Origin of the sequence: Methylobacterium sp. WL69, assembly GCF_008039485.1 — a bacterium.
Lineage (GTDB): Bacteria > Pseudomonadota > Alphaproteobacteria > Rhizobiales > Beijerinckiaceae > Methylobacterium.
Genome location: NZ_VRUZ01000001.1, coordinates 107,125 through 130,521 on the forward strand (window position 1 = coordinate 107,125; position 23,397 = coordinate 130,521).

A 23,397-nucleotide genomic window follows, 5' to 3' on the forward strand; every position below is an offset into this window, starting at 1 on the left:
TGCGGACGGTTCATGCGCCTGCCCTGGCGCGATGGAACACGTCGAGGTGCGGGGCGGCCGGCTCGACCCCATGGGTCTGGAGGAAGGCCATGCGGAACAGGTCTTCCGGGTCCCGCTCGGCGAGGCGGACCATGGGACCGCCCACCGGCGCGAGGTCGGGCGACGGGGCATCGACGCTCGCGACCCGGACGTCGACGACCCTCACCGGGAACCGCTCGGCGATCCGATCGACCTCGGCCCGGTAGCCGGCCGGCAATCCGGCGCGGGCGAGCCGGATCTGGAGGAAGGGCCGGGCCTCGACCGGCAGGCCGGGATCGAGGTCGAGGGCCGCCAGCCGGTCCCCGAGTTCGCCCAACGCCATGTCGCCCGCTTCCGGCAGCCGCAGGAAGAGGACGGGCCGGTCGATGACGACGTGTTCCGTCCGTGCCGGGCCATCGCCGATGGTGACGAGGCTGACCCCGTGGCGGTAGGCCAGTTCCGTGGCTGATAGCGGGATGAGGGAGCCGGAGTAGCGTACGATGGGTCGGCCGACTTCCTGTGCGCGATGAAGGTGCCCCAGGGCGACGTAGTCGGCATCCTCCGGGAATACGTCGGGCGGGACCGCGTGCTCGCCGCCCACCAAAATCCGGCGTTCAGCTCCCTCCGATTCCAGCCCACCGGCGACGTGAAGGTGCCCGGTGACGATGTATGGCAGCCCCGCCAGTTCGGGGCGGGCCGCCTCGTGCAGCGCGGCGTAGAGGTCGCGCACCGCCCGAACGATGGGCGACCCGGCCTCGTCGCGGACGCGGCCGGCGGTGAGGCCGGGCAGGCAGGCGGCAGTGGGGTAGGAGACGCCGAGCACGTGGCCCGCCACCGCGCCGTCCTTGCGGATCGGCACGAGGTGGCGCGAGAGGTCGATGGCGCCGCCCGGCCGCCGCACGTTGCCGACGACATGGACGCCGATCGCATCGAGGAGGGCGCGCGGCGCCTCCAGCCGGCCGGCCGCGTCGTGGTTGCCGGCGGTGACCACGATCGTCATCGCGGGCCGGGCCTGATGCAGGCGCACCAGTGTCTCGTAGAACAGGCGCTGGGCCTCGCCGGACGGGTTCTGGCTGTCGAAGACGTCGCCGGCCATCACCAAGGCGTCCGGCTCCCGTTCCTCGACGAGGGCGACGAGCGCGTCGAACACCCGCGCATGTTCATGCTCGCGCAAAAAACCCCGCAGGGTCTGCCCGATGTGCCAGTCGCCGGTGTGCAGGACGCGGATCATGTCATCACTTCCGTCGATCGTTCGTCGTGCCCGCGGCCTTGGTCGTGGCTCGAAGCCGGTACACGCGAGAGGGCGTCGGCGTTCTCGGCGAGGCGCACGCGGATCTCTTCGAGGGTGACGGGGCGGTAATCGAAGCAGTCGACGCCGACGTCGGTGCTGGCGGCGGTGCCGGGCAGGCTGCCGTGGGAGTGTCCGAAAAGGTGGATGTCGCCACGGTGCATCCGCGGCCAGACCCGGTGGGCGTAGTGGCTCAGGAACAGCCCCTGGGGGGTGCCGTCGCGGTTCTGGACGACGACGCGGGCCACGTCGACGACGGGTCCGGCCCACTGCAGCCTGGCGCCGATGCGGTCGTGGTTGCCGCGAACCAGGAAGATACGACCCCTCAGCCGCGAAAGGATCGTGCGCGCGTGGGCCTCGGGGCAGCGGTAGCAGAAGTCGCCGAGGTGCCAGACCGTGTCCTCGGGGCGCACGGCGGCGTTCCACCGGGCGACGAGGGTCTCGTCGTGTTCCTCGATGGTCTCGAACGGTCGGTTCAGCGCCATCCTGGGGCTGAGGATCTGGCGATGTCCGACGTGATGGTCGGCCGTGAACAGGGTTCGGGGCGGCATTTCGAGCTCCTCGCAAGTGCGCGGAGGCTCGACGCATGGGTCGTCTGCACTCCGGAATTCAGGGGGGCGAAGGACGGCCTATGCGTTTCATGGAAAGCTCCTGTCGTGGTGAGTGCTTATTTACCGATCGCGTTCGGATCGCAAGATTGCTGTCTAGTAGGGCGTGGGCAATCGTTCGCTGGATCGGCGGTCCCGACCACTCGATCCACAGGAACCTTAACCATGCCCCGCCGCTCCGCGGGGGAACCGGACGTACCGTGTGCGGTCGAAGCCGGACTTCCACGTGGTCCGGTGGCGGAGGCTGACGATTGCATGCGTGCCGTCCGCCGACCTGGGCGGGAGGCGGTTCAGACGTCCTCGTAGTCGATGGACAGGCGTGCCGCGAGGACGCGGACGTCGTCATGGCACGCAGGGTCGGCCACGGGGCGGGTGGATGCCGGCGTCAATGCCCCGGCGGGTAGCCTGTCCCCGAACAGGACGACGGCGAAGTGCGGGCTCCATTGCACGGAGCTGTAGTACAGCCCGTGGGCTCCGGGGCATCCTGTATGCACGTGCTCGGCCCAGCCGCGGGTCCTCGGGTAGGTGCTCGTCGGACCCGTCACGAGGGCGTTCCTGTCGATCCCGACCTGCCGCTGTCCGGCCCCGGTGAGATCGACGAGATGCAGGTCGACCGTCGTCCGCACGACGCTGTGGCTATGCCCGGAGAAATCCCTGGGAAAGACGATTTGCAGGCGTGCGGGACCCGCGGTGGGCGCGACGGGCGGCACGTCGGGGCAGCGGAGGATGATCTCGCAGGCCGCGCACTCGAAGCTTTCGGCGCCATAGATCGTCGGGATGATGACGCCGGCCGTATCCCGTATCGGGGAGAAGCGTGCGTTGCCCCTGGCGGTGTCGTTGAACTGTTCGGGTAGGAATGCGGTCGGGTGGATGCGATGGAGTTCGGTCCCCGTGCGCAGGTCGACGTAGGCCTCCTTCCCCACCCGCATCGTCGACGGGTCGGGTATCGCGAGGTCGAACCTCATCAGCCATGCACCGGGGGGTCGATCTCGCGCTCGAACGCCGCGAGGACGCCTTGCGCGTCGGTCCCGAGCGCCTCGGCCGGGGTTCCGTCCATGTCGAGATGAGGCCGGGTCAACCAGTGGAGGAGGCGGAAATCGCTCCACCCCTTCGGCTTCCTCGCGATCAGCTGCGCCATGGCCGGGTGCAGCCGGCGGCCCTCCACGTCGAACTGGAAGAGCGGGTAGACGGCCCGGCCATCGGTCGTGAACCGCAGGACCTCGTGACCGTCCTCCTTCCGCTTCATCGTGGCCGACGGATTGGCCGTCGACAACCCGAGCAGCGTGCACGCCTCCGCCTGCTCGACCATCGACGTATCGGCCAGGATGCGCTCCTGGAGCCGTGCGCGGTTGAGCGCCGCCTTGAGCGCCGGGTCCTCCCCCTTGACGAGGCTCTCTCGCAACATGACGCGATAGGCGTCGACGACCTTCCTGAACTCGTTCGCGAAGGCGCGCCCCAGGAAGTCGGCCGCGGCGCTCCTGAGAGCCGAATGCACGGCCTTCGTCGTCGCCTTGGTCGCGTTGGTCCCCGAGGGCTTGAGTGATGCCACAACGACCCTGTGGAGCGGGCCGATGTCGGCAAGTCCTCCGTGGACGGAGACATCGACGGTGACATGGGTCGCGTCCTCGGCGATCGCGTCGAGTGTCGCGGAGGCATGGAGACCCTGTCGGACACGACCGTGCACGCCCTCACGGACCCCACCCTTGCCGATCGGCGTCGCCACCATCGCAGAAATCCTACTTTCGATATCTATGACTGGTCATATAGCGATTATAGGCCGAAAAGGCGAGGAGGGAACCACGGTATCGCCGCCACCCCCGGCATGGGGATGTGTACGCATGCCATTGGCCGTGGTTGCACCGGGGGCGGTTCATGAGGCGGGCTGGGCCCGATCGATCTGGTCATGCCGCCCGGGGATCGAGCGGTCGGCCAAGGCTTCCACGGGGCCGTGCCGGCAGGGCGTGAACTAATCCCTGCCTTGGCGATGCCCGCGGGTGCGTCGGGGGAGGCTCAGGCGCCTTCCCCGGGATCATACGGGCCGATCGATCGTTGCGGCGCCGACGTCCGTCATGAACAAACGCCCGTCGGCATAACTGGCCACCCCCGCCCGGACGAGGACGTCGCGCACGATGGTTGTCTTGATGTTGGTGAAGGCCGAGCGGTTCAGCAACGTGCGGACTTCCGGCGTGCCAATGCCTTCTTGGCCGGCCTTCGCCAGGGCGGCGATGACGACGGCGAGGGCCCGCGCATCGACCATCGGAATGAGGCCGGCGGTGTTCGCATTGATCTCCTGGATGAAGTGCTGGCAGTTATCGAGCTTCTTCAGGATTGCGGCTGCGGCGCCCTCCGGCCAGACGTCCTTGGATTGGGTGAGCGGAGCCGTCATGGCGTCATCGGACTTCGTCGCCCCCGGTGGCCGCGACTTGAGATATTCCGTGGCCGCTTCTTCGTAGACGGTGCTGATCTTGAGCCTCCGCTCGGCCGCCGCCACGGCCATGAGGCGCCTCGTGGCGGGCGCCAGGTAAACCATCACCTTTTCGTTGCGCGATCTTGGTCTCGCTTTCGGCATGCGATGTTCGATCCCGGACTGATGCGCCGTGCTGTCATGACAGCACGGCGTTGAGATCCCGTTGACGGATCGCTTCGGGGTGGGATGAAATGACTGCATGCTGTCACGACAGCATGCAGTCATTATTCTGACCTGAATGCGCCATTCCGGCGTGATGACGACAGCAAGCTGTCGCCGGGAGGCTTTGTGGGGGCGGGGTACGGCCGGCCCCTGAGGATCGGCCATTCGATGGGCGATGAGACGTTGGTGTTCGGGACCCGCTGGAGCGTGTCGGGTCGAGCGCCTGGCCCCTGTGCGACATCGATCCGGACGTGCCGTCAGGCCCCACCACGAGACCATTCCAGTTGGGCGATCGCACTTGGAGACGGGGGGACCGTCACGACGGTCGCGATCGATGCGTGTGATGGCTTTCAAGACCATCCAACGTTTGCGTCGTCGGGCCCGGAAAGCGGATGCAGACGACGTGGAATGCTTTGAGGGTCAGGTGGTCGATCACGAGCCACGAGTCCCGCAAAAATCACGCAGCCATTCTATATTGCGCTAAGATATTCAAATTACTGGTGAATTCTTGAACCACATAATGGATTGCTCCATGTTGGGTTTTAATCGCTCTTCGATCGATAATTATCGATCCACCAGTCCGGTGCTCCGAACGAGGTGGAAAAGACCAATTGGATGAGGCGCTTAGCCAGAATTTTGGCCGCAGGTTCCATGGGTAACACCCTGGTTGCCCACCGTGTGACGCGGGTCCGGCATCGCGTTTAAAAGCATGGAACGGCACCGAAAAGCACCTGGGGTCACGCAAAAGTCACGCAATCCCAACGCACGATCCGGGCCTCCGACGACCGCCGCGGGGCACGTAAAAGGATGCCGAATGGAAAAGCATTCACACCGTCGCTTGCCCGGGCGATGTTGCGAACGATCCGGCGACTGCCGCCGCCGAACGCGGTTCCACCCTGCATCGTCGGCGTCGATGACTGGGCGCTGCGCAATGGCCCGACCTATGGCACCAACGTAGTCGATATCGAACGTCCACAGCCCATCGACCTGCTGCCCGATCGCTCGGCCGAGACCTCGGCGGCCTGGCTCCGCCGCGAGCCCCGGGGGGCCGGCTTGTGGAGCGCGACCGCTCGACCGAGTACGCCCGCCGCACCACGCTGGGCGCGCCTGAAGCCGTGCAGGTCGTCGATCGGTGGCACCTCCTGTTCGACGCACGGCAGATGGTCGGGCGCTGGTTTGACCGCGTCCATCCCCGTCGGGAGCAGCTGCCGCCAATCTAGACCCCGTTTCCCTCGACCCGCCGGATCAAAGCCTACTCGCTGGCCCACACGCAGGCGCTCGCCCGCGCCGCGGCGGCCGAGCGGTGGGAGAGGCTCTACGACGTCTGCCGCCGCCGGGCGGCCGGACAGTCGCTGCGATAGATCAACCGCGAGACCGGCCCGCGGCACGGTGCGCAGGTGCGCGTTCGCCGAACGCTTCCCGCGCCACGGCCGGCCCGGACCGGGGCGCGGCCACCTTGACCCCCGTCTCGATCATTCCCACGCCGGCCTCGCTGAAGGCTGCGAGAGCGCCGTGCGGCTCCGGCGCAAGCTCCGGGAGCCCGGCTTCCACGGCACCGTGAAGCAGATCCAGCACCGGCCGGGCGAGGGACGTACGCGTCCGGTCAGGACCACGGCCGGGCGTTACCGGACGCTGCCCCATGCCCGGACGGCCGCTCCGGCGTCGCCCCCGCCGCTGTCCCCCACCGAAGCAGCTATCCCGGCACCTCTTTCGCGATCCGGGCGAACTCTACCAAGAGGCTGCAGCGGCGGTCGCCACGGCGGCGCGTGGGTGGAGCCCGGCACAATCCCCGCCTTCGGCGCGTGGTCGGGCGAGGCCCTCACGGGCGGCGAGCGGGTGGTCGAGGGCTTCGCCACCAGTCGCGGGCAGGATGGGGCCGCCGACCGCGCCGGCCTCTACATGTGCTGTTGCTGTGGGCAAGCCGAAGGCCAGGCCGATCGCCTCAAGCTGCTGAATCGCTCCATGTACGGCCGCGCCAAGCTCGACCTCCTGCGCCGTCGCCTCCTGCTCGCAGCCTGATCCATCAAACTCGGCGATGAACCACTTCAATGGGGGGGCGGGCCAATGGACCGTCCGGTCCCCTCGGTGGTGAGGCACGGACGGAGAGGGGGGTGGTCAGATCATGGATCGGGCTGCGTTGCGAATGGCAAAACGCCCGGCGAGAGAACTCGCCGGGCGTTTTGCGTTTCATCGTCGTTCCTTGACGGTCTCTCAGCCCGGGTGCGGCTCCGAACCATCGTTCGGTCCGGGCGTCCACGCGTCCCTGAGCCTGCGGGTTTCCGCAGCCGTCTGGGCCAGACGCCGACGGATATCGTCGGTGGTGATGTACGCGTAGTGCCTTGCCGTCGTCGAGATGTCGGAGTGGTTCAGCACCTTCGAGGCCGCCTTGAGGTCCCCCGTCGTCCTGACGATCCGCGCGCCCGTGGTCTTGCGGATGTCATGGATGCGAAGGTCGGTCACACCGGCGCGATCACAGATGTTACGCCAGATCTCGGTGATGCTGTTGTAAGACAGCGGGACACATTCCCCCTCGATGCGCATTTGCTTGGTGACGGGATGCCTGCCGTCCCGCGTCATCCGGAAGGTGAACACGTGGGTCGGATGCTTGTGCCATTCGGCCTTGAGGATCTCCGCGACCTCGGGGGTGATTTCCACCTGCTGGAACTTGCCACCCTTCCCGACGACATGGATCACGCCCTGCCGCCAGTGCACCTGCTTCTTCTCGATCAGCGACGCCCTCTTTCGAAGGCCGGTCTCCAGGACGAACCTGACGTACGGCCATACATCGGGACGGATGCCTTCGAGGATCATCTCCTCGTCGATCACCATCTCGCGTTCGCGCGGCGCCACGCTCAGGAGGTGGTCCTTGTAGTGGGGCTCCCTTCGCAGCGACACCCCTCTGACCTTGGCGTGCCGCAGCACCTTCTGGATCATGTGCGTCACGCTGTTGTTCACGGCGGCGTTCGAGATCCTGCCGAGGTTGGGACGGTCGAACCGCCGCTTCTTCCGTCGCTCGGCGATGAGCTCGGCGAGCTTGGCGTTGTCGATCGCCCGTACGGACAGGTCGCCGATCCTGACCTTGAGCCATGCGAAATACGGTCTCTCGCCGACGTAGGAGGGGTAGTCGCCGGCGTTGTCGCGGTACGACGCCACCGCCTCCTCCCAGGTCATGTCGATGTCGTCGGGATCGGGAGCGGGAGCCACGCGCCGGGCCGCCTCCTCGTCGAGGAGCCTGTTGCGGAGGGCCCTGGCGACCCTCTCCGCACCCGCGATGTCATCCTTCTTCCGCTTGGTCGATCCGCAGTGGCGGAACCCGCCGACCTTGAAGTCGTAGTGCCGGTAGGGGCTGCCCTTGCGCTCGCGGGTGAGCTCGGGCTCCGGCTGCTGCTTCCTCGTCGCCATGGCTCAGATCCCTCCGTTTCGGTTGCGGACGGCGATGCGCCGGGGCGCGCGGGCGGACAGCCTCGGGGGGATGCCCCGGGGGGCCACCTTCCGGCTGCGGGCGAAGTCCTCGATGGCCTCCTCCATCACCCGGAGATCGCGCCGCACGATCCCGCGGCCGACGTTCACGGCCACCAGCGTGCCGTCTGTGACGTGGCCCTGGACCTGGCGCAGGCTGATCCCGAGCGTCTCGGCCACTTCCGGCAGCTTGAACGCCTTGCCGATCTCGAAGACGATCTCGACGCCGGCGTGCCATCCGCCGGGCATGGCTCCCCGATCGCACTCCCGCTCGGGGGCGCGGCTTTCACTCGCGTACATGTTCGGTCTTCCTTGCTTGCCCCTGCGGGGCTGTTTCACCGGACCCGCCGCACACGTCGCTTCGTCGTGGCGCGCGGCGGGCCTTCACCGGATCGTCCCCGGCCCCGTCTGAACGAGGCCTGGCGATCCCCACGGGAGGGCGACCGGCATGGGTCGTCCGCCCGCAGCCGGGATTGACCCGGATTCGGTGACCCTCTAAAGAGGGTGCGCAGTCCTGTTCGGTCAGCCTGCCCTCGATCACGGCGGTCGCTTCGTAACCGTGCGCCGTGATCGACTGCTCTGCAGACGAAAGCCCCGTTGGTCCGCCGGCGGGGCTTTCGCTCGCCTGGGATCGGGCCTTGGGTTCGATGGTTCGTCCTACATCCTCGTTCTCCCCTTGCGCCGTATGCGCCGGCCGGGAGCCCCGTGCCGCCAGGCCCTGCTACAGGGCCTTGACAGGAATGCAAGGGCCTCGACCAGGCGTCGAATCGGCGATCATAGTATCGCGTAAACCTTTGTTATTGAAGGTCTTTTCCGAAATCGAAGGATAGACAACTTTATCCTTAGTTCGGGCATTCCCGCCGCTCAAACCGAGGTCCGAGGCCGTCCGATTCCCTGGCCCTAAGCCCTTGAATCCATTGAGACGGGATTTTCTGCGCCGATCCTTCGATCCATGGATCGCGGCGGACACCGGAAAACCGGGCAAACCGCGACTGCTTTTTTAGCTCCGAGGCGCCTTATTTGCATTGCGAGGCCGCCGATCGCCACTCCGGACGGTCGGTGGCCTCGCCCGGCCAGGAACATCGGCTCCGAACACCGGGCGCGGCGGTGTCGTCGGGACGGCTGTCATCGACCCTGATTTTGCATCGCGTCGCGACGCCGTGGGCTCCGAGGTTACCCCTGCCGTCGCGGTCGGGATCAACGGGCGGCATGGTGGCCTCCCCGGCGTCGGCGGCCCCTTGCGGTGGACCCGGCCTCGATGATCGTGCGGATCTCATCGCCCGAGAGCACCCGGGCCTCGACGAGCCGGTTCGCCAGGACCTCGATCACCCCCCTGTTCTCCCGGACGAGATCGGTCGCCTGTGCGTAGAGCCGAAGCAGGTCGGCCTCGACCGTGCGGCGCAGTGCCGGGTCCGTGCGCATGGCGTCCTCGGCGTTGCCGCCGCGGTAGGCGAGGTGGTCGCCGAGGCCGAACTCCGTGTGCAGCGACACCACGATCCCCGTCGCGCGGTCCAGGTCGGAGCCGCGACCGCCGCCCGCCCCGGTGTGGGGCGCCCCGACGAGGGCGTCCATCGCGCGGCCGGCGAGGGCTACCACGGCGACGTTCTCAAGTTGCGTCTTCGTGAGGAACGCCCTCGGGGTCATGATCCCCCGCGCGGCCCCCTCGCTCGACTTGCGGTCCGCGATCGTGACCGAGGTCATCGACGCGACGTGGAGCCTCGCCGCGCAGACGCAATGCGCCGCCTCGTGGGTGGCGATGGCCCGGACCTCCGCGGGGGTGCGCGTCTCGGCCGGGGCCACCTGCGCGATGAGGTCGCCAAGGACCATGCGACGGCCTTCGGCGCGGGCGAGCGAGCGCGCGGTCTTGATCCAAGCGGTCACCTCGGCACCGGTAGACCCGGCACCGAGTTGGGCGACGCCGGAGAGGTCGGCCTCCTGGAGGTCGATCCCAAGGTGCTGTCGCATGATCCCCACGAGGGCATCCTTGTCCGGCCGGTCGATCCGGATCACCGGATGAAGCCGGCCCGGACGGATCAGGGCCGCGTCAAGCATATTGATGTGGTTTGTCGCCCCGATTACAATAACCTTCGAGGTTATATCGGATGTCGTTGAGTCAATACTTGCAAGCACTGAGTTAACGAATGGACTCCACCAATCTCTAGCACGATTATCCATGGTTGCTCTGTTAGGAATACTGTCTATTTCGTCTAGGAACAGAATACTAGGTGCTATAGCGGCGGCTTGCGCGACCTTCGCCTCCCACGCCTTGAGCACGCCGTCCAGATGACCGGAAGACGAGGTGAAGAGTTCGGCTACGCTCGCCGAGACAAGCGGGACCCGAGCCGCCTTTGCGAGACTGCGGATGAGGCTGGACTTACCAAGGCCAGGTTCCGAGTACAGCGTGCAGTTCTTGGAGATCTGGGAGAATTCCAGACGTCCGGCTCGCCATTCGTCGAGGTCGCGCACGAGCGCGAGGGCGAACGACATCGCAGCTCCGTAGCCGTAGAGAGAGGCAAGGTCAGGGACGTCCTCGCCGAGCGCGTCGCCGCCCGAGAGGGCGCGGGCGGAAGCCTGGAGCCGTGCGATGCAGGTCGCCGGCGAGGTGCCCATCCTGATCGACGCGGTGATGTCGTCGAACGAGAGGCCGGCGGCGACGGCGGGCGGCAGCCGGCGTGCCCGCTTGCCGGTCACCGCCTTGATCACGTCGGCGACGACCCGATTCGACGGCGGCCCGATGCGGACGACCAGGTCGGCGGCCTGGACGAGGGTGGCCGGTAGGTAACGGGCCGGAGCGTGGCAGACGCCTGCGATACTGGCACCCCGCGACAGCGCGGATGCGACCGTCCCGTTGCCCTCGGTCGGGCGGTCCTGCCTGGCGCCGGTCCTGACGATGACCTGTGCGAAGGCAGCTAGGTCGCCGAGCGCCATCTGGATCTTCGTCGACCAATCGGGACCCGGCACCTCGACGACGACGGCGAGGCCCTCCTCCTCCCGGATGCGCCGCAGGCCCGCCGGGCCGAGGGCGTCGAGCAGGGCCGCAACAGGCAGTGCTTCCCGGGCGTCCCGGCAACCGGCGAGACCGGCCCGGACGTAGACGGTATCGGCGTCGTCCGCGGGGTGGTGTTCCTCGTTGAAATCGAGGGCGGCCTGGGCGGCGACGCGCTTGGCATGGGCGATGAGGGAATTCGACATGGCTGCCTCCGGGGCGAGGCAGCCGGCCGCGATCGCGGCGCCGGTCAGGCCTCGTGGGGAATGGGGGTCGTGCGGGGAGGGCGCGGCCGGGCGGCGATGCCGACGGACCGGGCCGGCCTGGGGACAGGCCGGGGCGCGCGTTTCGGCGCGTGGGGGCGAAGGGTCATGGTGTGCCTCTGGGGGCGGGTCCGCCCGAGCATCAGCTCCGAGGGCGGGATGGGCTCCGGCCGACGGCGGGAGCGTAGGTCGCCTGATCGGCGATAGGTAGATACTACGAGATCGAAGTAATCCGCGTCAAGACGAAAGTGCAGAGACGGGTAGTTTTAAGAACTTCGGTGGATAACGGGGACGAAGCCAAGTCGAGGCGGATCGGAAGACCTTACGCGACCGCCCGACTGCTGAGTGGGTCCGGGCCCGTCATGGCGGCCGGGTGGAAGGATCCGTCTGGGCCCGACCGTCGTTTGGACCCGTCCGTATCGGGCGTGTCCCCCTGGCGTCGGACCGCCCGCGACGTCCTGCCGAACGGCACCACGACGCCGCTCGGGGCCCTGGCACGGGCGGAGGTTCCGGCCATGCGCTCCGCCTCCGCGATCACGGTGTCGCCGAGGGCGACGAGGGCCTGGTGCATGGCCTTGCGGTAAGCCGCGATGCCCAGCTCGTCGCGAAGGACTGCGGCCCTGTTGATGAATTCCACCGCGAGATGGAGGTCGTCGTGGACGCTGATCATCGGTCGGATCCTTCCTTTTCGGTCGAGGGCGTGAGGGATGCCGCATCGTGCCGCGGTCGGGGGACCTCGACGACGAGGTCGGAAATGAAGCCCGCCTCCTCGTCGGTATGGCCCCGGGCGTTGCAGACGATGCGGGTATCGAACAGCTCGTAATCGGCGTGCCGGTGGACATGCCCATGGATCCAGAGGGTCGGGCGGGACGCCTCGATGACGTCTTCGAGGTCGCTGGCGTAGCACCACGCCAGGTCCGGCTGCGGGGGCAGGCTCCGTCGGCTCGGCGCATGGTGCGAGACGACGACGGTGCGCTCCGGCGCCGGCCGGATCGCACCTTGGACGAAGGGCCGGCTCGCGCGGTGCAGGCGCAGCACGTCCTCGGGCTGGATGCGGTGCCGGGAGGTCGGCCCGGTGCGGATCCGGCGATAATCGTTCATGCCCTCGCGCCCGCCGGCCGACCGCAGGCCGTGGAGCAGGCCGAAGGCGCCGAGGCGGAAATCGGTCCACAGGGTCGACCCGACGAAGTGGATGTCGCCGATCGTGACGGCGGCATCCATCAGCAGGTGGACACCGAGGCGATCGGCGGCCGCCCGCCCGCGCGAGACCTGGTCGGAAAGGGTGTATCGGTCCTCGCCACGGTCCCACCAGAAGTCGTGGTTGCCCGGCACGTACACGACCGGGACCCCGAGGAAACGTTCGGCGATCCATTCGAGCGAGCGCACGAGCGGGACGTGCACGTCGCCGGCGATGACGACCACGTCGAAGCCCCCGGCCGGCGCGTGCGCCGCCGGGTCCCAGGCGTTGGTCGCGCGTTCCTGGTGTAGGTCGGAAAGGGTCCAGAGGCGCATGTCGCGGCCCTCCGATGCCCACGGTTTTCGAGGCCGTGGTGATGACGATGCCCGGGGTTTTCACCCTCGGTCGGCCCATCGGGCCTGGTGCGCGCGCCGTCGGGCGCAGGCCGTTATGCGGCCTGCGGGGCTTTCATTCGGGTGCGGGCAAACGCGTTCGTCATGGGAGCCCAGGTGGGCGGGGGAGGGCCTGGGGTCAAGCCGGCCGCTCGGAACATGGTTGACCGTTGGTTAACGGGAATCCCCCGGCGGTGCGTGGACGGCGACTCCGTGGGGAACGGGAACGAGGAACGTTCCCCGTTCCCGTTCCCCGGATTTTCAGGGGGTGCTTAACCAAGGTCCGTCCAATCTATCCTTCGGTTCGGAGGGGTTCGCGATGACGCCGCGGGAGAGGGTCTGGAAGGTCTGCGACCGGCTCGGCTCGAAGGGCAGGGACGACGTGAGCGTCCAGGCGGTCATCGACGACATGACGGGCAAGCCCCCCTTTCGAGCCATGGCCCGTGGGGCGGTCATGCTGCACGTGCGGGATTGGAAGGCGGCGAACGCGTACAAGCCGCGGCTCGACCTCAAGCTGTTGCCGGAGGCGATGCAGGCGGGGCTGATCGAGTTCGCCGAGAGGGTCTGGGCGTCGGCGATGGTCGAGGCGACGGCCCGGCTCGCCGATCGGCACAGGCTGGCGGAGGCTGAGCGGGTCGCCACCGACGGGCTGCTGCGGGAGGCGGGCGCCAGGTTGGAAAGGAACGAGGCGACCGGTAGGCTCCGGGAGGAGGAGGTCGTCCGGCTACGCGACGAGAACGCGAAGCTCGTGGCGGAGGTCGAGCGCGTGCGCAGGCGCCTCGACCACATCCGGGCGGAGGAGTTCTGGGACCGCGTGATGCGCGAGGTCTTCGCGCTCATCCCCCCGCGCGGGGTCATGACGGTCGAGGAGATCCTTCCGAGGCTGCGGCAATCGACGCGCCGGGGGGCGCGGCTCCATCGCGAACCTCTCGACGTGGAAACGCTACGCAAGAAGATGGACGTGCGTGTGCATCACGGGAAGTTCTTCGTCCGGAACTACGACCTGACCTATCAGCGCGAGGCTCGCGGTCTCGCAGCGATCGGCCACGGCGAGACCTAGGCTCGGGCATGGCCATCCAGCGCTCCCGTCGAGAGGGAAATCCCGACTGCCTGGCGCTCTCGCAAGGCTGCCGTAACGCGTGTGTCGGAATGCGCTTCCCCATCGCGGGCCGCCCGAAGTGGAGACGCGTTGCGAGAAGCTGAACGTGCTTGGCGAGCACGGGAGATGCTTAGGTGAAGCCTGTCGGCGCGAACCCCGCCATCTCGGCGGGATCGCCCGCGGGGAAACCTAGGGATGATGCTTGCCGCCTCGTTCGGACGGAGCCGGCATGCGGATGCTTCGGTCGGTCCTGCCGCCCTCATCGAGCGACCGCCTTGCCCGCCCCTGCGCGTTTCATGGTCAACAGGTCGTTTGTCGCCGTCCACCTCGGGACATGTACGTTCGTCGAGGAAGCGTATATCGGCGATGGGCTCCGAACGTATGGTTGCATCGAGCGCCTTCGGTGCCGGTCGAATTCGGTGGCGGCGAGGCGGGTCAAGATGGTCGATGGTGTCGTTGTCGCTCGCCCGGCCGCGGCCGCGAAGCTCGGGCACGCCGGTGAGACCAGTCAGGAAGTCCTGAGACGGTCGCGGGGAAACGAGCTGTTCATCGCCGTGGTCGGGCCCGTCGGGGCCGGGGCCGGACGGGCGGCGAAGATCATCAAGCAGTTCCTGGAGGAGGCGGGCGCCTCCCGCCACGAGGTCCATGTCGTGAAGGCGAGCTCGGCCATAAAGGCGTGGGGGCGCGCCGAGGGGCGTGCGATCGCCGGCGACGGGGCGCGCAAGACCCTCGAAGGCATCGTCGACATGCAGGACCACGGCGATGCCATGCGCCTGGCCACGCGTGACAACGCGGCCGTGGCAAGGGCCGTGGTCGGCGAGATCAGGGCGGTCCGCGCCAAGGCGAGCGGCCAGCCGGAGGGCGAGCTCGACGGCAGGCCCCGAGCCTACATCATCGACTCCCTGCGGCACCCGGCGGAAGCGCACCTCCTCCGCCGTCTCTATCAGGACGCGTTCACGCTCGTCGGCGTCGTGTGCGACCCGGAGAAGCGAAGCCGGAGGCTGCGGACGGAGCTCTACAGCCTCGACGATCGCCAGACGCAGGCCACGAAGGCGGCGATCTCCGCCTTCATGGACCGCGATGCCGACGCCCCCGAGAAGCACGGCCAGCACGTCGTGGACACGTTCCACGAGGCGGATTTCTTCGTCGACAATTCCAAGGACGCCGAGGACGACCCGAACAACACGGCCATGAACGAGCCGCTCCGACGCCTGGTCCGGCTCCTGACCCTGAGCGAGGTCATCCGGCCGAACGTCGCCGAGACGGCGATGCATCAGGCCCATTCGGCGCAGCTCAAGAGCGCGTGCCTCTCGCGCCAGGTCGGCGCGGCCCTGGTCGACGCGCAGGGCAACGTCGTCGCGACCGGGACGAACGAGGTGCCGAAGGCCGGGGGAGGGGTCTACGGCGAGGCCTTCGAGCCCGGGGACGACGAGCGATGCGCCTTCAGGCCGGACCGGTACTGCAGCAGCAACCGGGAACAGAACGCCATCATCGACGCGTTGCTCGTGGCGTACCCCATGCTGCTCGCGGGCCGGGAGAGGTCCGTGGTCGTCGCCGAGCTCCGGCGCACGCGGCTCGGCGGCCTGATCGAGTTCAGCCGTGCCGTCCACGCCGAGATGGATGCGATCCTCTCCGCCGCCCGGACGGGCGTCTCGCCGCGCGGCACGCGGCTCTTCGTCAGCGCGTTCCCCTGCCATTACTGCGCCCGGCATATCGTCTCGGCGGGGATCGACGAGGTCCAGTACATCGAGCCCTACCCGAAGAGCCGGGCGCTCGACCTGCATTGCGACGCGATCACCACCGTGTCGGAGGATTGGGAACCTCCGTCCCGTTTCCGGCATGAATCCCCGCGCGAGCGAGCGGCGCCGCGCGAGGCCGCGAAGCCCCGGCCGAAGGTTCTCTTCAGGCCCTTCGTCGGCGTCGCGCCCCGGATGTACGCGAGGGTGTTCCTCAAGGACCGTGACTACAAGGACAAGGTGACCGGGAATTTCGCCATGGGCGAACCGGACTGGGGTGGCCCGTCCGACCTCTTCAAGCTACGCTATACCGACCTCGAACGGGACCTCGGGATTCGCCCAGCATGAGCCATCCGCACCTTCGTCTCGTGGCCGGGACGGCCCGTGACGAGGCCCCCGCCGTCGCGTCGCGGGCGCATCAGGAGCAGCTGTCCCTCTTCGATTTCCGCCCCGTCCAGCGCGTGATCTGCTTTCCGATGGCGGACCTGCACGGGGAGGTTTTCGCCCGCGTCTTCAGTCAGGCCAAGCCGGCCGTCGTGCTCGATGCGCGGGCCTATCCCTACTTCGACCTGAACGCCCTCAGCCGCCAGAGGGCGTTCAGCCTGTTCGAGAACACGTGCTCCCACTACGTCCACAGGCACATCGACCTGAGGCCCCCGAGCGACCAGGGCGGACGCTGGCGGGTGCGTGGCATGGCGATGGACGTCCTGACGACGTTCGCGCGGCCGTCGGACCGGAACGCGACCTGTCTCGCCGTGCTCCTTCACGGGCGCACGGACGTGGAGGTCCTCGACGAGGCCCTGCGCCACTCGGAGGCCGGCCGACCGGTCCACTGGCGTGTCGAGACCCTGGAAGGGGTCCCCGGCCTTTCCAGCTGATCCCCAAGGCCGCGGCGGCCTTCCCCGACACGCTGCGGTCCGGCGAGGCGGCACGGCCCACGGTCCCGTCTTGGGACCATGGGCCGCCCGCGACCTCCCGGGTGGCCGGACCCGTCAGGGATCCTCATAGGCGGCCACGGCCGCTTCCAGCCATGCCCGCCGACGTGCCTCCACCTTCTTCGAGACCTTGCGCGAGAAACCGAACAGGCCGGGGCCGGAAGGGTGCCACCTGCCTTCGTGCAGCCAGTACCCGTCCCGGAACCGGTGCATCGATCCGTCGATGGCCACGATGTCGACGTGCCCGTCCTGCCGGCATCGCATCGACGTCACGGTGTCGCGCAGCATCTGCCGGACGCGGATGCGCGCAGCGTAGCGTTCCTCGTCGGGCGCGTTCGCGCGGTCGAGGTCCAGCATGAGGGCGATGGCGGGCTCCCTGCCGTCCGAACCGCCGGCCTCCCTCAGCGTGAGCAGCGTCGCGGACGTCTCCGAGATCCCCTTCTCGATGGTGGCGACCTCGCCGCGGATCCTGTCGATCGCGGGCTCGGCGAACCGGTCGCCGCGACCGAAGGCCCGCATCAGGGTCTCGGCCTCGGCCTGGAGGCCGTCCCGGCGGGCGATGGCATCCCGCAACGATTGCTCCAGGCGCTGCATCTCGCCGGCGTCGGCCTTGGAAAGGTCGACCTGCACGAACCAGGTCAGCACGGCGTCCTCGGTCTCCAGGTAGGGGATGCGGACGTCGTTCGCACAGGTGCCCGCCCGGCTCGTCGAGCAGATGAGCACGATCGTCGACCGGGGTCCCCGGTCGCGGTAGTTCATCGGTTTGCCGCACATCGCGCACTCGGCCACCATCCCGAAGAGGTTCGAGATGCGCGTGCCCTGCCGGCCGCCGGCGTTCGGCGTGGTGCCCAGCCGACGCGCGTCGGCCACGCGCCGGGCCCGGTCCCACAGCTCCTCGTCGATCACCGCCGGATAGTAGTCCGGGATCACGTCGCCGGCGGGGATGCGCTTGCCGACCTTGATGCCGTTCCTGATGCTGAACTCCAACCTGTGGGGCCGGAACTCGCCGAGGACGGCCCGGGTGTCGGTGATCTTCTGGATCACGCCCCCGTGCCATGCGCGGCCCTTGCCCCAGGTCGGCTCCCCGTCCCTGTTGAGCCCCCGGGCGATCGCATCGCGCCCCTGCCCGTCGGCGAGCTCGGAGAAGATCCGCTCGACGATCCGCTTCCGATGCCCATGCGGCCTGAAGCCGTCGCCGTCGACCTCAAGCCACGACGGGATCCTCGCGGTGAGCTTGCGCTTGCCGATGTTCGCCCGTTTCCGGACCCAGGTCTCCCTCAGCCGCGCGGCCTTCATCAACGACTCGTCGTGAGCCCGCATCAGGTAGACGATCGAGATGATGAACTGCATCGGGTCGGACCGGGCGTGGTAGGTCTGCCTGTCGATGATCGACCTGACGATGATCCCGTTGTTGACCAGCCGCAGGAGGAGTTCCTGCGCGATGTTGATCTCGGCCCGCGAGACGCGATCGAGGGACTCCACGAGGAGATAGCTCCCCGCGGCGATCCTGCCGGCCTCGACCTCGTTGACGAACAGCCTGAGCTTGCCCGTGCCGCCCTCGGCGATGTTCGCGCGGGTGTAGGCCGAGACCCCGATGTCATGCAGGTTGAAGCGGGTGTCGAGCGTGAGATGCGGGTTCTCGGCGAGGTACGCGTCGCGCAGCTCGATCTGCCTTTGGAAGCCGTCGCGGTAACGTTCGCCGTCGCCCTTGCTGACCTGGCGTTTCGAGCTCAGGCGCAGGTAGGAATAGGCGATCGCCGGTGGGGGTGCGGCGGGAAGGCCGGAGGGTAGACCCATCGAAGTCCAGGCTTTCTGACGTGATGGCCCCCCATAACACGTTGCCGGCCAACCCTGCCAATCGTCGTATCGATTTCCGGCCTTCACATGGTGCTGGCCGCCGGTGTGGTGTTCTGGCTCGTGCGGGCACTCCTCGCCCTGGTGCCCGTGCTCGCCCTGCGCTGGCCGATCAAGAAGATCGCCGCCGCCTTCGCCATGGCGGGGGTGACGGCCTATTGCGTGTTCTCCGGCTGGGACATCGCCGCGGAGCGCGCCCTGATCATGACGCTCGTCATGCTGGGCGCGATCCTCGTGGACCGGCCGGCCCTCAGCATGCGCAACCTCGCCCTCGCGGCCCTCATTGCCCTGGCCCGCGAACCGGACGGACTCCTCGGCCCGAGCTTCCAGATGTCGTTCGGGGCGGTGGCCGGCCTCATCGCCTGCGCTCCCCTCATCGGCGCCCTGGGCCTGCGCGGACAGAGCGCGGGCCCCATCGGCCGCGCCGCCATCTGGGTCGCCACGGCCATCATCGGCACCCTGGCGACGACCCTCGTCGCGCAATTCGCCACGGCCCCGTTCGCCACCTATCATTTCCAGACGATCCAACCCTTCGGCCTCGTCGGCAACGCTCTGACTCTGCCGCTGGTATCGCTCGCCGTCATGCCGGCGGCAGTCCTCGGCATCCTGGCCTACCCCTTCGCCCTCGATCAGCCGGTGTGGTGGCTCATGGGCCTCGCCGTGCGCGGCATGCTGACCATCTCCACTTGGATCGCCGGCTTCGAGCGCGCCACCTACGTGGTGCCGGCCTTCGGGCCCGCGGCCCTGGCGGCGATGGCCCTGGGCCTCGTCGCCCTCACGCTGCCGGTGTCGCGACTGCACTGGCTCGGCCTACTGCCGATGGCGTTCGGCGTCGCCCTCGCTGCGAGCCCGATGCGGCCGGACATCTACATCGACCGTGAGGGAGCGGGCGTCGCGATCCGCGCTGCCGACGGTCGCTTGGCCACCCTCGGAAAACCGCCCAACTTCGTGATGGAGCAATGGCTCAAGGCCGATGGCGATGGACGCAAAGCCGGAACCGTCCTCGCCCTGCCGACGGCCCGTTGCGATCGTCTCGGTTGCGCGGCGCGGATGCCGGACGGACGGGTGATCGCCCTCGTCACAGACAAGCGCGCCCTGGGGGAGGATTGCGCCCGGGCCGACATCCTGATCAGCCGCCGGGAAGCGCCCCCCGGCTGCACCGCCAAGCATATCCTCGACCGGCCCTTCCTCGCCGCGCATGGCGCGACGGCAATCCGCCTCCCGGCGGCGGGAGATCCAGTCGTGACGACGGCGCGACGTTCGACCGATGTGGTGCCATGGCGCCCGTTGCGGCCACCAAAATCGACGGCCGCTCCCGCGAACACGGTTCCCGCCACGCCAAAAGTGCTCGAAACTGATGAACCCGACTTGTCGCCGGAAGGTTCGGGCGAACCCCTTCAGTAGCGTCGGACCAGACTGACGAGGCGTCCCTGGATCTGGACGCGATCGGGACCGAGAACGCGGGTCTCGTAGGCCGGGTTGGCCGCTTCCAGGGCAATCGACGAACCACGACGGCGCAGGCGCTTCAGGGTCGCCTCCTCATCGTCGATGAGGGCGACGATGATGTCACCGGTGTTGGCCGTATCCTGCTTGCGGATCACGACGAGATCGCCGTCGAGAATGCCGGCATCCACCATCGAATCGCCACGTACCTCCAAGGCGTAGTGCTCGCCACCGGACAGAAAATCCGGTGACAGGGTCACGGAATGACTCTGCTCTTGGATCGCCGAGATGGGCGTGCCGGCCGCGATGCGACCCATGACCGGGATGGTGATGGCGCGGCCATCGCCGTCCGTCGCACGCGTCGTCGGCAACCGCGCCGCCGGCATCCTTTCGACGGGCGCCTTGCCCTTGCCGCCCTCGACGACGCTCGGGGTGAAACGCCGCGTCTCCGGAGGGGGCGACGCCTTCACGGCGCCGGCCTGACCGCCAAGGCTTTCTGGCATGCGGATCACCTCGATGGCCCGCGCGCGATTCGGCAGGCGGCGCAGAAACCCGCGTTCCTCCAGGGCCGTGATCAGGCGATGGATGCCCGACTTCGACTTCAGATCGAGGGCGTCCTTCATTTCGTCGAATGATGGCGGGACACCGCCCTCGCTCATTCTCTGCTGGATGAACTGGAGCAGATCCAGCTGCTTACGCGTCAACATGCCGACACTCTTCCTGCGATAGATGAAGGCAGCACAGGCTGCAGAAACAAATCACGAACACGCTAGACGTTCTGGAAGTGTTCCGCAAGGGTTCTGTCGAAAGTTGCAACTTCGTACGTAAACGTTCGCACCGGTATGCACCCTGGCTCCCCGGCTTCGAACCAGAAACGGTCTCGTATGAGGCGCGTCTCGCGGACGCTCGCGGATCGCCCGAGCGCTTCGCCCTTCGATCCCACGGATCTACAGGATGCGCCGGTCGAGGCGTAGGATGCGGCAGAGATCACCGGCCTTGGCGGCCTCGGCGTGGGGCGGCCGGATCAGCAGGGCCTCGGCGTGGCCGAGGACGGAAAGCATGGACGAATCCTGCCGGTTCTCCGCGAAGACGATCGGCAGCCGGTCGGGCGCGGTGTCGAGGCGTGCGCGCAGGTAATCCTGGCGGCCGTCATTGGCCGGCATGTCGTGGCCGAGACAAGCGGGTTCGCTGCGATCCTTCCCGGCGTGAGGATCACCCAGCAGCGCCCGGATCGCCGGCACGACGAAGAGCAGGCCGCAGACGATGGACGAGACCGGGTTGCCGGGCAATCCGATCACCGTGGCGGCACCGAGGCGCCCGTGCATCAGCGGCTTGCCTGGGCGGAGCGCCACACGCCAGAATCCGAGTTCGAGACCTTGGCGGGTCAGGGCCGATTGCACGAGGTCGTGGTCCCCCACCGAGGCCCCCCCGAGGGTCACGAGGATGTCGGCCCGCGCTTCGGCAGCGTGCAGAAGTGCCGCCTCCAGGGCCTCCAGGCTATCACCGGCGATGCCGAGATCGATGGTCTCCGCGCCGGCCTCGCGGGCGAGGGCCGCCACCGCGAGGGCATTGGAGGCGACGATCTGGTCCCAGCGCGCCGGCTCGCCGGGCCGCACGAGCTCGTCGCCCGTGGCGAGGATCGCCACGCGCGGGCGTCGGCGCACGCTGAGCCGGCCGTGGCCGGCGGCGGCGGCGAGCGCCGTGCGGCGGGCGTCCAGGGTGTCACCGGCGTGAAGAAGCGCATCGCCCTCGCGGAAATCGAGGCCACTCGGGCGCACGAAACGACCGGCCGCCACGGGTTCGCGGGCGGTTACCATGCCGTCCGCCGCCTCGGCGTTCTCCTGGATCAGGATGGCATCGGCGCCCTCGGGCACCGGGGCGCCGGTGAAGATCCGCACGGCCTCACCCGCGCCGAGCGGACCGGTGAAGCCGTGGCCGGCGGCACTCGTGCCGATGACCCGCAACGTCGCCGGGCAAGCAGCGATGTCCTCGGCGCGCACAGCGTAGCCGTCCATGGCCGAGGCGGGGAAGGGGGGCTGGGTGCGGGTGGCGCACACCGCCTCGGCGAGGGTCCGGCCGGCGGCCTCCGCGATGGCGACGGTTTCGGACGTCACGGGCCCCGGGAGCCCGGCGAGAATCCGGCGCAGGGCTTCTGCGACGGGGATCGGCCCGCTCAAACGGCATCCTCCGCCAGGTAGGCGCCTGAGCGACCGCCATCCTTGGACAGGAGCCGGATGCCTTCGATGCGCATACCCCGGTCGGCGGCCTTCACCATGTCGTAGATGGTCAGGCACGCCACCGAGACGGCGGTGAGGGCCTCCATCTCGACGCCGGTCGGCCCGAGGACCTTGACCTCGGCGCTGATCCGCAGGCCCGGCAGGGCCTCGTCGACTTCGCAATCGACCCGGACCTTGGAGATCAGGAGCGGGTGGCAGAGGGGGATGAGTTCATGGGTGCGCTTGGCCGCCATGATGCCGGCGAGCCGCGCCGTGCCGATGACGTCACCCTTCTTGGCATCGCCCTCGCGGATGAGCGCCAGGGTCTCGGCAAGCATCACCACCGTGCCGACGGCACGGGCCGTACGGGTGGTGGCGGCCTTGTCCGAGACATCGACCATGTTGGCCGCGCCCGCCGCGTCGAGATGGGTCAGTTCGGCCATGGCCCGGTCCTCACGCGTCCCCGAAGAGCAGGTGCCGGGTCGCTTCCGCGACATCGTCCTGGCGCATCAGGCTTTCGCCGACGAGGATCGTGCGAAGGCCGTTCTGTCCGAGCTGCACCACGTCGGCGTGACCGGAGATGCCGCTTTCCGCGACGGCGATTCGGTCCTTCGGCACAGAATGACCGAGGCGGATCGCCGTCTCGAACGAGACTTCGAAGGTCTTGAGGTCGCGGTTGTTGATGCCGACGAGCTTCGTGCCGAGGGGAATCGCCCGGGCGAGCTCGGCATCGTCGTGGACTTCCACCAGCACGTCCATGCCGAGGTCGTGCGCAGTCTCGACCACGGCTTCCGCCTCGTCGTCGTCGAGGCAGGCCATGATGGCGAGGATGCAGTCGGCGCCCCAGGCCCGGGCCTCGAACACCTGATAGGGCTCGAACAGGAAATCCTTGCGCAGGACCGGCAACGAACAGGCATCGCGGGCCTGGGTGAGATATTCTGGCTTGCCCTGGAACGAGGGCGTGTCGGTGAGCACCGAAAGACAGGTGGCGCCGCCTTTCTCATAGGCCTTGGCGATGGCGGCGGGGTCGAAATCGGCGCGGATCAGCCCCTTCGACGGCGAGGCCTTCTTCACCTCGGCGATGAGGGCAGGGCGGCCTTGCGCGATATGGGCCGCAATGGCGTCGGCGAAGCCTCGGGGTGGGTTCATGCCGGACACCCGCTTCTCGAGCTTAGTCTGCGGCACCCGCAGCTTCGCTTCGGCGATCTCGCGCCGTTTGTAGGCCTCAATGCGGGCGAGCACGTCGTTCCGCCCGGGGGAGGCCGTGTCGTCGGTCTCGGAATCGGACATGAGA

Annotated in this window: 19 protein-coding genes and 1 pseudogene; 5 read left to right on the plus strand and 15 right to left on the minus strand. The window is 68.3% G+C overall.

What is annotated here, in order from left to right:
• Positions 1 to 10 precede the first annotated feature (10 nt).
• From FV218_RS00500 to FV218_RS00520, 5 genes are all read right to left on the minus strand, one after another.
• Positions 11 to 1,249 (minus strand): exonuclease SbcCD subunit D, encoded by a 1,239-nt coding sequence (locus FV218_RS00500; RefSeq protein ID WP_147708292.1) that lies wholly within the window; start codon positions 1,247 to 1,249, stop codon positions 11 to 13.
• Positions 1,246 to 1,857, minus strand: coding sequence for a metallophosphoesterase (locus FV218_RS00505; protein ID WP_147708293.1), 612 nt, complete (start codon positions 1,855 to 1,857; stop codon positions 1,246 to 1,248). Before FV218_RS00505 ends, FV218_RS00500 begins: the two co-directional genes overlap by 4 nt.
• Positions 1,858 to 2,204: 347 nt before the next feature.
• A complete protein-coding gene (locus FV218_RS00510; protein WP_147708294.1) occupies positions 2,205 to 2,879 on the minus strand; it encodes an RES family NAD+ phosphorylase in 675 nt (224 codons plus the stop codon).
• Positions 2,879 to 3,640: a hypothetical protein gene (locus FV218_RS00515; protein WP_187272916.1), complete on the minus strand. Its 762-nt coding sequence runs from the start codon at positions 3,638 to 3,640 to the stop codon at positions 2,879 to 2,881. Before FV218_RS00515 ends, FV218_RS00510 begins: the two co-directional genes overlap by 1 nt.
• Before the next feature lie 303 nt (positions 3,641 to 3,943).
• Complete coding sequence (locus FV218_RS00520) at positions 3,944 to 4,411, minus strand: hypothetical protein (protein WP_147708295.1); 468 nt, start codon at positions 4,409 to 4,411, stop codon at positions 3,944 to 3,946.
• Positions 4,412 to 6,313: 1,902 nt separating this feature from the next.
• Here FV218_RS00520 and FV218_RS00525 point away from each other — a divergent pair.
• A complete protein-coding gene (locus FV218_RS00525; RefSeq protein WP_147708296.1) occupies positions 6,314 to 6,562 on the plus strand; it encodes a hypothetical protein in 249 nt (82 codons plus the stop codon).
• A 192-nt stretch (positions 6,563 to 6,754) separates the two neighbouring features.
• Here FV218_RS00525 and FV218_RS00530 read toward each other — a convergent pair whose 3' ends face one another.
• The 5 genes from FV218_RS00530 to FV218_RS00550 form a co-directional block, all read right to left on the minus strand.
• Entirely contained in the window at positions 6,755 to 7,747 is a 993-nt protein-coding gene (locus FV218_RS00530) for a tyrosine-type recombinase/integrase (protein WP_187272917.1), read from the minus strand.
• 201 nt (positions 7,748 to 7,948) lie between these two features.
• On the minus strand, positions 7,949 to 8,251 hold the full coding sequence (locus FV218_RS00535; RefSeq protein ID WP_147708298.1) for a helix-turn-helix domain-containing protein: 303 nt from the start codon (positions 8,249 to 8,251) through the stop codon (positions 7,949 to 7,951).
• Positions 8,252 to 9,199: 948 nt separating this feature from the next.
• Positions 9,200 to 11,194, minus strand: coding sequence for an AAA family ATPase (locus tag FV218_RS00540; protein WP_147708299.1), 1,995 nt, complete (start codon positions 11,192 to 11,194; stop codon positions 9,200 to 9,202).
• A 379-nt stretch (positions 11,195 to 11,573) separates the two neighbouring features.
• Complete coding sequence (locus FV218_RS00545; RefSeq protein WP_147708300.1) at positions 11,574 to 11,921, minus strand: hypothetical protein; 348 nt, start codon at positions 11,919 to 11,921, stop codon at positions 11,574 to 11,576.
• Positions 11,918 to 12,763 (minus strand): metallophosphoesterase, encoded by an 846-nt coding sequence (locus FV218_RS00550; protein ID WP_147708301.1) that lies wholly within the window; start codon positions 12,761 to 12,763, stop codon positions 11,918 to 11,920. Before FV218_RS00550 ends, FV218_RS00545 begins: the two co-directional genes overlap by 4 nt.
• A gap of 376 nt (positions 12,764 to 13,139) precedes the next feature.
• Here FV218_RS00550 and FV218_RS00555 point away from each other — a divergent pair, with 376 nt between their 5' ends.
• The 3 genes from FV218_RS00555 to FV218_RS00565 all read left to right on the plus strand — a co-directional run bounded on the left by FV218_RS00555 (position 13,140) and on the right by FV218_RS00565 (position 16,533).
• On the plus strand, positions 13,140 to 13,880 hold the full coding sequence (locus FV218_RS00555; RefSeq protein ID WP_147708302.1) for a DNA-binding protein: 741 nt from the start codon (positions 13,140 to 13,142) through the stop codon (positions 13,878 to 13,880).
• A gap of 479 nt (positions 13,881 to 14,359) precedes the next feature.
• Positions 14,360 to 16,003, plus strand: coding sequence for an anti-phage dCTP deaminase (locus FV218_RS00560; RefSeq protein ID WP_147708303.1), 1,644 nt, complete (start codon positions 14,360 to 14,362; stop codon positions 16,001 to 16,003).
• Entirely contained in the window at positions 16,000 to 16,533 is a 534-nt protein-coding gene (locus tag FV218_RS00565; RefSeq protein ID WP_147708304.1) for a hypothetical protein, read from the plus strand. The genes FV218_RS00560 and FV218_RS00565 overlap by 4 nt, the downstream gene beginning before the upstream one ends.
• Before the next feature lie 114 nt (positions 16,534 to 16,647).
• Here FV218_RS00565 and FV218_RS00570 read toward each other — a convergent pair whose 3' ends face one another.
• Positions 16,648 to 18,387, minus strand: coding sequence for a recombinase family protein (locus FV218_RS00570; RefSeq protein WP_147708305.1), 1,740 nt, complete (start codon positions 18,385 to 18,387; stop codon positions 16,648 to 16,650).
• 63 nt (positions 18,388 to 18,450) lie between these two features.
• Between FV218_RS00570 and FV218_RS00575 the strand changes: the two are divergent.
• Positions 18,451 to 19,848 (plus strand): annotated as a pseudogene (locus FV218_RS00575) (ComEC/Rec2 family competence protein); the annotation flags it as partial.
• Here the strand turns inward: FV218_RS00575 and lexA are convergent.
• The 4 genes from lexA to trpC form a co-directional block, all read right to left on the minus strand.
• Positions 19,842 to 20,594, minus strand: coding sequence for a transcriptional repressor LexA (lexA, locus tag FV218_RS00580; protein WP_147708307.1), 753 nt, complete (start codon positions 20,592 to 20,594; stop codon positions 19,842 to 19,844). The pseudogene FV218_RS00575 and the gene lexA sit on opposite strands and share 7 nt — an antisense overlap.
• Before the next feature lie 240 nt (positions 20,595 to 20,834).
• On the minus strand, positions 20,835 to 22,064 hold the full coding sequence (gene glp, locus FV218_RS00585; protein WP_147708308.1) for a gephyrin-like molybdotransferase Glp: 1,230 nt from the start codon (positions 22,062 to 22,064) through the stop codon (positions 20,835 to 20,837).
• Positions 22,061 to 22,546: a cyclic pyranopterin monophosphate synthase MoaC gene (gene moaC / locus FV218_RS00590; protein WP_147708309.1), complete on the minus strand. Its 486-nt coding sequence runs from the start codon at positions 22,544 to 22,546 to the stop codon at positions 22,061 to 22,063. Before moaC ends, glp begins: the two co-directional genes overlap by 4 nt.
• 10 nt (positions 22,547 to 22,556) lie before the next feature.
• A complete protein-coding gene (gene trpC, locus FV218_RS00595; protein ID WP_147708310.1) occupies positions 22,557 to 23,393 on the minus strand; it encodes an indole-3-glycerol phosphate synthase TrpC in 837 nt (278 codons plus the stop codon).
• Between the last annotated feature and the right edge of the window lie 4 nt (positions 23,394 to 23,397).

Bases quoted from the DNA above. Each gene is read 5' to 3' on its own strand.
- FV218_RS00555 (WP_147708302.1), top strand. From the start codon at position 13,140: ATGACGCCGCGGGAGAGGGTCTGGAAGGTCTGCGACCGGCTCGGCTCG.
- FV218_RS00505 (WP_147708293.1), bottom strand. From the start codon at position 1,857: ATGCCGCCCCGAACCCTGTTCACGGCCGACCATCACGTCGGACATCGC.
- FV218_RS00565 (WP_147708304.1), top strand. From the start codon at position 16,000: ATGAGCCATCCGCACCTTCGTCTCGTGGCCGGGACGGCCCGTGACGAG.
- FV218_RS00535 (WP_147708298.1), bottom strand. From the start codon at position 8,251: ATGCCCGGCGGATGGCACGCCGGCGTCGAGATCGTCTTCGAGATCGGC.
- trpC (WP_147708310.1), bottom strand. From the start codon at position 23,393: ATGTCCGATTCCGAGACCGACGACACGGCCTCCCCCGGGCGGAACGAC.
- FV218_RS00520 (WP_147708295.1), bottom strand. From the start codon at position 4,411: ATGGCCGTGGCGGCGGCCGAGCGGAGGCTCAAGATCAGCACCGTCTAC.
- FV218_RS00570 (WP_147708305.1), bottom strand. From the start codon at position 18,387: ATGGGTCTACCCTCCGGCCTTCCCGCCGCACCCCCACCGGCGATCGCC.
- lexA (WP_147708307.1), bottom strand. From the start codon at position 20,594: ATGTTGACGCGTAAGCAGCTGGATCTGCTCCAGTTCATCCAGCAGAGA.
- moaC (WP_147708309.1), bottom strand. From the start codon at position 22,546: ATGGCCGAACTGACCCATCTCGACGCGGCGGGCGCGGCCAACATGGTC.
- FV218_RS00560 (WP_147708303.1), top strand. From the start codon at position 14,360: ATGGTCGATGGTGTCGTTGTCGCTCGCCCGGCCGCGGCCGCGAAGCTC.
- FV218_RS00515 (WP_187272916.1), bottom strand. From the start codon at position 3,640: ATGGTGGCGACGCCGATCGGCAAGGGTGGGGTCCGTGAGGGCGTGCAC.
- FV218_RS00550 (WP_147708301.1), bottom strand. From the start codon at position 12,763: ATGCGCCTCTGGACCCTTTCCGACCTACACCAGGAACGCGCGACCAAC.
- FV218_RS00545 (WP_147708300.1), bottom strand. From the start codon at position 11,921: ATGATCAGCGTCCACGACGACCTCCATCTCGCGGTGGAATTCATCAAC.
- FV218_RS00510 (WP_147708294.1), bottom strand. From the start codon at position 2,879: ATGAGGTTCGACCTCGCGATACCCGACCCGTCGACGATGCGGGTGGGG.
- FV218_RS00500 (WP_147708292.1), bottom strand. From the start codon at position 1,249: ATGATCCGCGTCCTGCACACCGGCGACTGGCACATCGGGCAGACCCTG.
- FV218_RS00540 (WP_147708299.1), bottom strand. From the start codon at position 11,194: ATGTCGAATTCCCTCATCGCCCATGCCAAGCGCGTCGCCGCCCAGGCC.